6 protein-coding genes and 2 pseudogenes are annotated in these 10,705 nt (G+C 26.7%); 7 read left to right on the top strand and 1 reads right to left on the bottom strand.

Going from position 1 to position 10,705, the window contains the following annotated elements; translation table 11 throughout:
- From B3N22_RS22810 to B3N22_RS22785, 6 genes and pseudogenes are all read left to right on the top strand, one after another.
- Positions 1-364, top strand: a pseudogene (locus B3N22_RS22810) (transposase); the annotation flags it as partial.
- Positions 365-584: 220 nt separating this feature from the next.
- Positions 585-893: a hypothetical protein gene (locus B3N22_RS22805; protein ID WP_238902303.1), complete on the top strand. Its 309-nt coding sequence runs from the start codon at positions 585-587 to the stop codon at positions 891-893.
- A gap of 209 nt (positions 894-1,102) precedes the next feature.
- Positions 1,103-1,882 (top strand): annotated as a pseudogene (locus B3N22_RS22800) (zinc-binding metallopeptidase family protein); the annotation flags it as partial.
- Positions 1,883-2,103: 221 nt separating this feature from the next.
- The gene (locus tag B3N22_RS22795; protein WP_286910878.1) at positions 2,104-3,417 is read left to right on the top strand and encodes a site-specific integrase; all 1,314 of its coding nucleotides are present in this window, start codon (positions 2,104-2,106) and stop codon (positions 3,415-3,417) included.
- Between the two features lie 222 nt (positions 3,418-3,639).
- Positions 3,640-6,759: a hypothetical protein gene (locus tag B3N22_RS22790; protein WP_286910876.1), complete on the top strand. Its 3,120-nt coding sequence runs from the start codon at positions 3,640-3,642 to the stop codon at positions 6,757-6,759.
- Positions 6,759-8,408, top strand: coding sequence for a tyrosine-type recombinase/integrase (locus tag B3N22_RS22785; RefSeq protein WP_286910875.1), 1,650 nt, complete (start codon positions 6,759-6,761; stop codon positions 8,406-8,408). Before B3N22_RS22790 ends, B3N22_RS22785 begins: the two co-directional genes overlap by 1 nt.
- A 177-nt stretch (positions 8,409-8,585) precedes the next feature.
- Here the strand turns inward: B3N22_RS22785 and B3N22_RS22780 are convergent, their stop codons facing one another.
- Positions 8,586-8,810, bottom strand: a complete 225-nt coding sequence (locus B3N22_RS22780) for a helix-turn-helix domain-containing protein (RefSeq protein ID WP_286910873.1) — start codon at positions 8,808-8,810, stop codon at positions 8,586-8,588.
- A 121-nt stretch (positions 8,811-8,931) separates the two neighbouring features.
- On the opposite strand from B3N22_RS22780, the gene B3N22_RS22775 reads away from it, so the two are divergent.
- Positions 8,932-10,575 carry an ATP-binding protein gene (locus B3N22_RS22775; protein WP_286910882.1) on the top strand — a complete coding sequence of 548 codons (1,644 nt, stop codon included), beginning with the start codon at positions 8,932-8,934 and terminating at the stop codon, positions 10,573-10,575.
- Positions 10,576-10,705 lie beyond the last annotated feature (130 nt).

The following is a 10,705-nucleotide window of genomic DNA, read 5'->3' as shown; positions in this document are numbered from 1 at the left end:
AGAACTCAAATATTCTACTACGAATAAAGATGGTTACAAGCAATATAAATCCAATTCTTCTGATTGCATTAATTGTCCTAGCATTTTACAGTGTACTAATAGTAAGAATAAACAGAAAGTCGTAACCAGACATGTTTGGGAGCACTTTCTTGAGGAAGCTGAACATTTAAGACATGATAAGTATGTTAAATGTGTTTATAAAAGAAGAAAAGAAACAATTGAACGTGTCTTTGCTGATGCAAAGGAAAAACATCGCATGAGATATACTCATTTGAGAGGTTTGGCTCAAGTAAAAATGGCAGTCACGCTTACTTTTTCATGCATGAATTTAAAAAAATTAGCAAATAGGCTGTGGAAAAGAGCAAAGAAAAAACCTCTTTTCCACAACAATATTTTTAAAACAACCACATTATTAATCCAATTTATGAATTGTATAGCAAAAGGGGTATTTTCATATTTGAAAATACCCCTTTTGTCAACGGTCTGTTTTAATTTTAATGTTTCTATTGATTTTAATTTTTTGGTATATAGCATATAAGGTTAAGAGATTTGATAATAAGTTATTGCTGGGCATTGCAGTAATAGTGTCAAGCATATTTTACTTAGTTGCTGTTTTTGAATATTTTCAAGTAGAAGAAGATAGACTTATATACGTAAATCCTTTAGGAATGATAAGAAAAGAAATACCATGGACTGAGATAGTAAGAATATATGTTTATTCTGATAATGTTTTGAAAGCAGTTAAGATTGGATATGGAACATTAACAGAGAGAGAAATAACCATCGATTTTGTGACTAAAGACTATAAAAGATTAATTAAAATGGTATTAGATAAAGTTGAGGGAAATGAGAAAGTTTCAATAGATATAAGAATTGATGATTTCATAAAATAAATATACCTTCAAAAGCATTGATTTACACGAGTCAGTGCTTTTTCATTTGTAAAATAACCGAATAAACTTCTAACACTGATCTGTAGAAAAGAAAATAATTAGACTGACTCTGAATAGAGGGGGAGAAAATTTTATTGTGAGGGTTTAATAGTTGGGAAATAGAAGTGGTATAATAAAAAGTAAATATAGTAACACAATTGGAGGTAACAATGGATAAAACGATTGATAGAGAGTATATGCTAAAGACTGCAAAAACTTTGTTGGAGTTTAACAGTCCTAGTGGATTTTGTTTTGATATTATGAAGGTAATAGAAAAATGGGCAGTGGAATTTGGATATGATTTTGAGACAACTAATAAAGGTTGTGGAATTATTACTGTACCAGGTAAGGAAGAAGGTAAGGTAGTTGGATTATCGGCTCACGTTGATACTTTAGGAGCTATGGTAAGATCAATAACTAGCAGTGGAACTTTAAAGTTTACTTTGGTGGGTTCTCCTACAGTTCCAACTTTAGATAGTGAATATTGTAGTATAAGAACTAGAGATGGCAAGATATATACTGGAACTTTTTTAAGTGATAGTCCAGCAGCTCATGTTTTTGTAGATAGTAAAACTAAACCTAGAGATCCTGAACATATGCATATAAGAATAGATGAAAGAGTAACTAATAAAGAAGAAACTCAAAAGCTTGGTATATGTCCAGGGGATTTTGTGTTTATTGATCCTAAAACAACAATAACAGAAAGTGGTTTTATTAAGTCTAGATTTATAGATGATAAGGGAAGTGTAGCTTGTCTTATGACCTTACTTGAAATGATGAGCAGGGAAAAAATTGTTCCTACATACACTACTAAAATATTCATTTCTACTTATGAAGAGGTTGGGCATGGTTCATCATATATTCCAAGTGATATAACTGAAATGATAGCTGTAGATATGGGATGTATAGGTGATGACCTTAGTTGTACAGAATATGATGTTTCTATGTGTGTATCCTAGCATTAGCAAAACTAATTTATAGAAGTTGTTAATAATGATTTGGCATAAAGTACTGAATTGTAAGGTATTAGAGTAAATACAATATTTAAATTTTAATTATCAATATATAAACATTGTATTATTGTTTTTATAAGGATATTGTATAAATACAGTATCTTTATAAAAACAATAATAGTCGTGGTAAAATTAAGTATATAAAATAAATTGAAGGAGTGATATCTATAGAGACGTTAATAGAACTAAAGAAATATGAGAGACATGAATTTTTTAGTCAAGTAATTAACTATACAATTAATGATGAAATGAAATATCATGTTTGTATTTTTGAAAAAGATAATTTTGAACCACTTTATTATTCAAAATATTTTAGAGATAAGATATTAAATTTTACATTAAAAAACAAATCTATAAACACTGTTAGAAATTTTCATTTAACCTTTATAGTAAGATTTTTAAATTTTATCTTTAATGATAGTAAAACTAAAATAGATAAAATTGAAAATTTAACGTTCAATATGGTTGAAGAATTTTTAGATAAGTTTTCTCAAGGGGATTTACAAGGAGACAGAGATGGCGAATGGAAATCAAAAGAAACAGTCGAAAGAGCTACTTATGCAATAAGTAATTTTACATATTGGCTATGGTGGAAGAAAGATGTTGTTACTAATAAAAAAATATTCAAAATGAAATATATAAAAGAGAAAGATTTTGAATTTAACATTATAACTAAACAATCAAGAAGCGGATATGTATCAAAAGAAGTAAAAAAGTTAACTAATATTGTTGTTCCAAATGTAACATCACGTGTAAGAAAAAGACATAAGGTAGTAGAAGCAGGAGACTATACAGTTTCAGTTTTGATTGAGTTAGCTGAAAAGAATGATCCTATGATTACTTTTGGTATAATACTAGGAGCATACCTAGGTTTAAGACTTGGGGATATAGTACAATTGCATGAAGGTAGAATAAAAGATATTTATGAAGGGAAGCTTTTTGGAGGATATTTTGATTTTACTTATGATACAGTTTTAAGGTCAGATAATGTAGCGACAGGAGGAATAAAAACGAAACGAAACGTCCCAATATATCCAGGATGCACTAAGATTATTTATGATTATTATAAAAAACATATAAACTATTTGAAATCACAGAGGCTTTATCCTAATAAGTATGGTGCTCTATTTATGAATGAGGATGGATATGCAATGACAGATAAAACATATTTGAAAAGATTCAACGCTTTAAATAGACTTTTGGAAGTGGCTTTGTTAGAAGAAGCATCACGTGGAAAAATAGAAGCAATTAGAGAACAACAAATTATGATGAATAATAAGATTACTCCTCATTCATTAAGATATTATTACAAACAACTAATAGAAAGTTGTGAAGCAAATAATCGGATTATACAGTATTATATGGCTCATAAATCTATAGAAAGTCAAATAGCTTATAATTTCGCCAAAACAACAAAAGAAGGAATTAGAAAGTGTCAAGATAAGATTTATTCTACTATTAAAAGGCAATAAAGGAGCATTAAATATAAGCGGTAAAACGAATAAACTTCATGAAGGATATATTGAACTTAACGAATATATTGAGTATTTACAACATAAAACAGGGATAGTAATAAAGAACTTATGGGAAACTACCCGAAAGTTAAAAAATATATATGAAAAAGGAATATATAAACAGACTGGTACTTGAACTAAAATGTAAAGATTCTATGCCAGAAGTATTTAGTTACGAATATGTCTTTTGAAGAGTATTATAATTTATCAAAAGAAGAGCTTAATAGAGAATATAAGAAATTGACTACAATAGAATTGAATAATATAGGTGGGTATGATGATTTGAAAATAAAGTTAGAAAAATTTAAAGTGTTTTTTAAAGGTACTAAAGTAAAATGTATATATATCTATCAACGAGGAATGTATATTTCAGTAAATGAATACAATGAGTTTTTGCATTTTAAAAACAATTACATTTGCGGTAAACGTTTAAAAAAAGGCGATTGTAATTCAAAAAAATATATAAGAATTGTAGATGCCTATAAAGAAAAGTTGAATTTAGAGGAGAAAAGAATCAATATACATAATGAAGACTATATTCTACTTAAGGAATATATACATTTTTTGTATGAAGAAACTGGGAGAGATATGGAGTTGGGAAGGGTTACTCCTAAGTTTAAAAAAATGTATAAAGAAAACATTGAAAAAAGAAATGTGATACTTCTCGAAGATTCAATTTATTTAAGGAAGAAATGGGTAAGTGAATCTATTGAATTGTTTAAAAGAAGTATTAATGTAAATGATGCTGTAAAAATAATAGAAAAGTATAAACATTTCAGAATAGAATATGTAAATAGACAGTCTATTGAAAGCAAGTGCCAAGTATATAAAATTCCATTAATCAACAGGAATTATATATATATTTCTAAACATGATTTGAAACGTATGATAGATGGTATTAAAGAAGTTTATGATAAAGAGTGCATTAATGGTAATGAACTTTTAGAAATATTGAATTGTAAATTTAAAGGGATTACATTTGGTTCAACTTCAAAACTTATATTCAAATTTATAAGAAATAATAATTTAGAAGTTATTAGGCGGAATTACATTGGGAATTTTATAACTCCTATAATGGATTTATATCCCAAGAGTACTATAGATAGAGTTATAGAAAATGTTGAAGCTCGTTGCAAAGAGTATGTAGTTAGATTAATAAACTTGTCTTTTGAAGAATATTATAATTTGCCAGTGAAAGACTTTAAAAGTCAATATAAAGAATTAACTACAAGTGAATTTAATGAGATTAGCGGATATAAAGATACTAATACAAAGTTTAGAAATTGTAAAAGAATTTTTAATGATACCAAAGTAAAATGTATATGGATACATCAAAGATCAATATACGTTTCAATAAAAGAATATGAGGAGTTTTTAGAATTTAAAAATAATTATGTTAACATTAATCATTTAAGGGAGAGTGGAATTGAAGTTAAAGGTTTTGTTAAAATATTAAAGAATAATGACTTCGAGATAATTAATTACAAGCAAAAAGCTTATATGCGTAAAGATGAAATTTTAAGATTTATAAAAATAAGAAGTTATTTATCAGAGATGGATAATGCTAACACAGTCTTTGATAAGTTTATGGTGAAATTTAATTATTTTGATGATAATAAAAAGAATCAGTTCGTAAAATTTAACAATACATATACTAACTTTGTGAGATTTATTAGCACAACTAATAAATCACTTCATGTATATGCTAGATTATTTAGCACATATAAATTATTGCTAGATTGCCTAGAAAAAGATTTAACACCAAAAAGCAAAGTAGAAAATAATAAACTCTTTAAAAAAGCTTTATTTCTTAGTGGAAACTCAATTGATGATAGAGTAGGAGTAATTAAATTTAGTAATTATTTAATAAAAAATAAAATGTTTGATATTAATAAATTAAGCTATATTAAAGAAAAAGTTCCTTTATTGGTATATGAAGAAGAAGGATTTATTAATTTATTAATTAAATTAATAGATATAATCGCAGATAAAGAAAATATTAAAAAGTTATATAGAAATTGGAATATATCAAGTGTAGTTACTTACGTATTCATACATTATTCGTTAGCATGGAGAAAAATGGATTTAGTAAATCAACTATACGCTCCTATATTACAGAATATTAAAGGAGTAACAGATGGAGAGTCGTTTATTAAATGGTTAGAAGACGGTAATATGATAACAGATAGGATGGCTAATGATATATGTGAGGAACTGGAAAAAAAGACGAGAAGATTAAATCTAAAGGCTTCTAAAAATAATCAACAATTAAGTTGTGTAATATCAAGCAGTTTTTCTAGGGAAGTTGCTTTATTGCTTTGCATAAGTGAAGCTAATAGACAAATTCATGCTAATAATATAAGGCGAAGCAGAAAGTATCAAGGTTTATTTAACCATAGATTTTTAGAACACAAAGAGATACAAAAAGTAATGAAAGAAAATTTTGATATTGATATTAATGTTGTTTTAAATGGAAGTTTTGATAATAGGAGAATGAATAAAAGTTTTTTGACTTTAGTAAAAGAAAAAGCTGAGGAGTTAAACTTAACTTACTCCTATTATTATGCACAAGTATCTCGAGGTCATAAAGCAACAGCAGGACAATTAGCAGAAACGACTAAGATATATCTAAAGAAAGATATAGATAAAGCATCTTTAATGGCTTTTTCAATGGGAACAATGGGAAGTGTAGTACATGCAATATTACAATTGATTAATAGTGAGTATAAATCTAAAAGCTTATTAGAACAAATTGAATTGCATAATGATTTAGGGTTAACGCCATATACAATAGAAAGAAATATTCAAAAAATTACAAATAAAATAGCATCAATGAAAAATGAGATAGATAGATATTTTCAATCAGGTGGAGAAAAAGAAAATTTTTTAAAAGAACTTCTTTATGGGCAAGGCTTTTATGGCATTAATGAAAAAACAAAATGTTTGCTTAAAATAACACGAAAGAATAAAAATGAAATTATAAGGATAAAATCTGAAAATTACATTAAGACAAACAATAAAATAATTGAATGTCCTGAAAGAAGAGATAGTTGTATCGGGTGTGATTATATGATTGCATTAAGATATTTTATTTATGAGTTTGAAAGAAGAGCTAATACAATATTAGATGAATTAGAAAGCTGTGAACATGATTTAGACAAAAAAATAATAATTTATTCGTTTAACAATAATTATATTCCTGTTCTTAACGACTTAGCTATGGTTTTGGGAGATGAAGTCAAAAATGTAATAGATACCAAAAGATTCATGCTATTGGTTGGAGCGTATGGAGGTGAATAATGAGTTCCGTAGTTATAAATGAATTAGATAATTTAGATATTATAATAGAAGAAAAGATAGATTTTAATTCAGTTGATGAGGAAAAATATGTAAGATTATTTGAAGAGAAAGTTTTAAATGGAATGATTAGGGCAGAATCAAATTTTAATGATAGTGAATGGGTCGTTATAATTGGTGGAGTAGAAAAAAAATTCATATTTCCTAATGAGATTGAATTTAAAAAAATGAGTAATTTATTTGATAGAGACCGCAAAGAATTTGAGTTAGCTTATAGAAGTTATATATTATTAAATGTACATAAGTATGCTGCATTAAGAGCTTTTAATTATAAAATGAGAAAAATAGCTGATAATAATGATACTTCAAAATTTGATAATAGAACAGGGGGGCTTTTCAAGGGATTTATAGAGTATGTTAAAGTGCCTTATAAAAAATTCAAGTATTTTGAAAAATTTGTTGATGAAGAATCTAAAGATAATAAAGAAAGGATTCTACCAGAATTTATTGATATCTTTAAAATGTCGGATATTATTAAGGATATAGTTGAAAACAAAAAGATTATAAATTATAAAGATTATTTACTTACTATAATTTGGTGGCAAATGTGTAGTATAGTACCATTGAGACCATCTGAATTTATCAGGACTATATTTAAATGTAATGCACAAGAAGGAGAGAATTTTTACTTGAAGGTTTTTAGAAGTAGAGCAAAAAATGGAGAATATATAAAAAATGCTTCTAAGATTGAAGAATATTACGAAGAAGACACGATAAAAATTGATAAATCATTATACAATTTGATTGAGGAATATAAATATATATTAAAAACTATCTTCAATTATACAAAAGAAAAGGAATTGTTTCCATTTGATATTGTTGGACAAAGCGGATACCATAATATGAATTCAAAAACTAAGAGAAAAACTAACTTAGATACTATAACATATAATGATTTAAAGGTGAACATAGAGAGATTTTATATAGATGTTGTTTATAAAGAATATGGATTTACTCCAATTTCTAAATATATAAAGAGAGATAAAGATGAAACCTTTATAGAGAAATTAACACCTTATGATTTAAGACATGTTGCCATAATAAATTTAGTTTTATTAGGGGTTGATGTATTAGAAGTTATGTATCTTGCAGGTCACAAGGAAATTAATACCACTTTTGGCTATTATAATCATGTGAAGACTTTCTCTAAAGGATATGCTTTAGGATATGCTAAAGTACACAATAAAGATCATATAATTAAACATATAGATAAAAATACAGATACGAGAAAAGAAGACTTCTCTAGAATAATGAATCAAATAAATAATGTAAATACTCAACCTAAATTGGTTAGAGGAGGGTATTGTTATTATCATGATATAGATAGAGACTTGAGTTTATGCTTAAAGTATGAAAGAAATCATGGAATGTGCAAATATTTTGTTGCTGATAGTAAAGAATATTATAAAGAAGAAATTGAGAAGGTTGAAAATAAATTAGATACTGATATAAAAATGCTTATTGAATTGATTAAAGATATGGATGGCATATGTAAATTTAACGAGTTATACCAAACTACGTCATCTAGAATTTCTAGATTGATATATAAATTATCAACTTTGAATACTAAGTTAATTAATTTTAGAGAATAAAAAAACGTTTTAATTGTAAAAAAAATATACTTAGATATTTGATTACTGTTTTAGTTAAATAATTAAAGTTATAAAAGTTTGCTTATATTAGTATGTAGAAGTTAACATAGGAATAAATAAATCTTATATTAATAATGAAAAAAGCTTTAAGTATGAAAATATCTCAGTACTTAAAGCTTATTTTTTCTTAAAAAGGTTGTCAGTAGAAACTTCCAAGGAATCAGCAATAGCAGAAACTTCATAATCAAGTACAGGTCTAGTTTGAGACTCGATTCTAGAAAGCATAGGCTCATCAATTTTTACTCCATGAAGATTAATTTTTGCAACCAGATCCTTTTGAGTTAAGTTTTTATTTTTGCGAATCAGTCGTACTCTCTTTCCAATAATATTTTTTCTTTCCATTTAAATCATCCTTATATAATTTATGTATTAATTTTAGTAAATTGTGCAAAATAAAAGTTGTGCAATGCACAAGTTGGTGAAATTTATTTTAAAATTTCAAGTGGGAGTGATTAAATTGGAAATGTGTATACCCTTAGTAAAAGATATTTCATTATATAAAGAAATAGCTAAAAATATAGTAAATCCGTTAGAGGTTCCTAGAGAGGCAATAAGTAATTCAATAGATGCAGAAGCAAAAAACATTAATATAGAGTTATATCGTAATAACAAGGGATTATTTTGTATAGATTTTATAGATGATGGTTGTGGTATGGGTCGTGATGAGATAGAGAGTTTCTTTAACTTGGGGGATTCAAGAAAAGATAATAGAAATATAGGTGAGAAAGGGTTAGGGACTAAAATATTTTTTAAGAGTAAAAGCTTAACAGTTATATCACAAAAAGAGAATAGTGAGCGAACAGTTGCCGTAATGAATGAACCTTGGCAAAATTTAAATAATAACAAAGTTCCTAGTTATACTTTAGATAAATCTAGTCCTATTATAGGGAGAAATGGAACTACTATAAAAATTGAGGGTTATTTAATTGATAATCCAGAAAGATATTTTAACTTTGATACATTAAAAGATTATATTTTGTGGTTTACTGCAGGGGGGAGTTTTAAGAACATATTTGCAACTTATCCAGAGTTAAATAGATATGTGAAGAATATGCAAGTAGCGCCAAGGATATTTATAAATGATAAAATACAACAGGTTAAAGAAGAAATAGCAGGAACACATCAATTTTATCAACCACAAGAAAACCCCCATGAAGATAGGGATGAAAAAGTTTATAAGAAATCGGTAAATTATTGTAGACACTTTGGTCCATACCATAGAAGTACTAATATTAATGGCGAATATGTTTCATTTCAAATGTATGGAACTGTATCTGGAGTGAATTGTAGAAAAGCGATATGTAAACTTAAACAGGCTGAACGATTAAAAAGTAGGTTTGGCATATACTTAGCAAAAGATTTTATTCCAGTTGTAAAAAAATCCAGTTTAATAACTAATTCTAATTATCATCATTTTCATTTAGTAGTAAATTCTCAAAACTTTGAGTTAACAGCAGATAGAAATAATATTAGTAATGAAGATAACCCCAAAATAAAATGGATTTTAAGTAGCGTAAAGAGAATAATAGATGAGGACATAATTCCTGTTGCAGATAGTGTTTACTTTGAAATGAGAAAAGAAGAAGAATGTCAATTTCAGATAAAAGAGAAAAATATAACATTGAAGAATAGGATTAATAATTATTCAAAGTTAGAAGGACTAGACATTGAAAATATATCAATAAAAAAGGTACCAGATAATGAATCTCAAGTTGCACTACTTTTAGCATCATTATTGAGTAATAAGACATTTAAGAAACATATTAAGTATATAGATTCCATAGCACATTACTCTCATCAATCTACAACCGATCTTATTTGTATAAGTCAAGAAGGAACTCCTTTATTAGTTGAAATAGAATTTTTATTAAGTAACATTTTTAAACATGATCATCCATATGAAACCTTTGATTGTATAGTTTGTTGGAGTGTAGATATTGAAATGAATGAGAAAAAGAAATTGATGGATGGAACTGAGTTAAAGCTAATATGTGAAAGTGAAAAATGGTTACTAAAGTTTGGAACAGATAAAGTGATACCAATTATTGAATTATCAAGTGTAATAAAAGAAGTAAAGGACTTAAATTTAATTGATAATATTATATAAGTATGAGACTTTATATTAATTGTAAAATGGTTTCAAAGTAAAAAATATATAACAAGTAAGTATGTAAGTGTTAAAGTCTTAGAACCTGTGATACTTTCAAAAATAGCATTAAAATATCCTAGTAAGGCAA

The organism is Clostridium sp. UBA1652, from assembly GCF_002320975.1.
GTDB classification, from domain to species: Bacteria; Bacillota; Clostridia; order Clostridiales; family Clostridiaceae; genus Clostridium_T; species Clostridium_T intestinale.
This window is presented reverse-complemented; position numbering and strand designations above follow the sequence as displayed.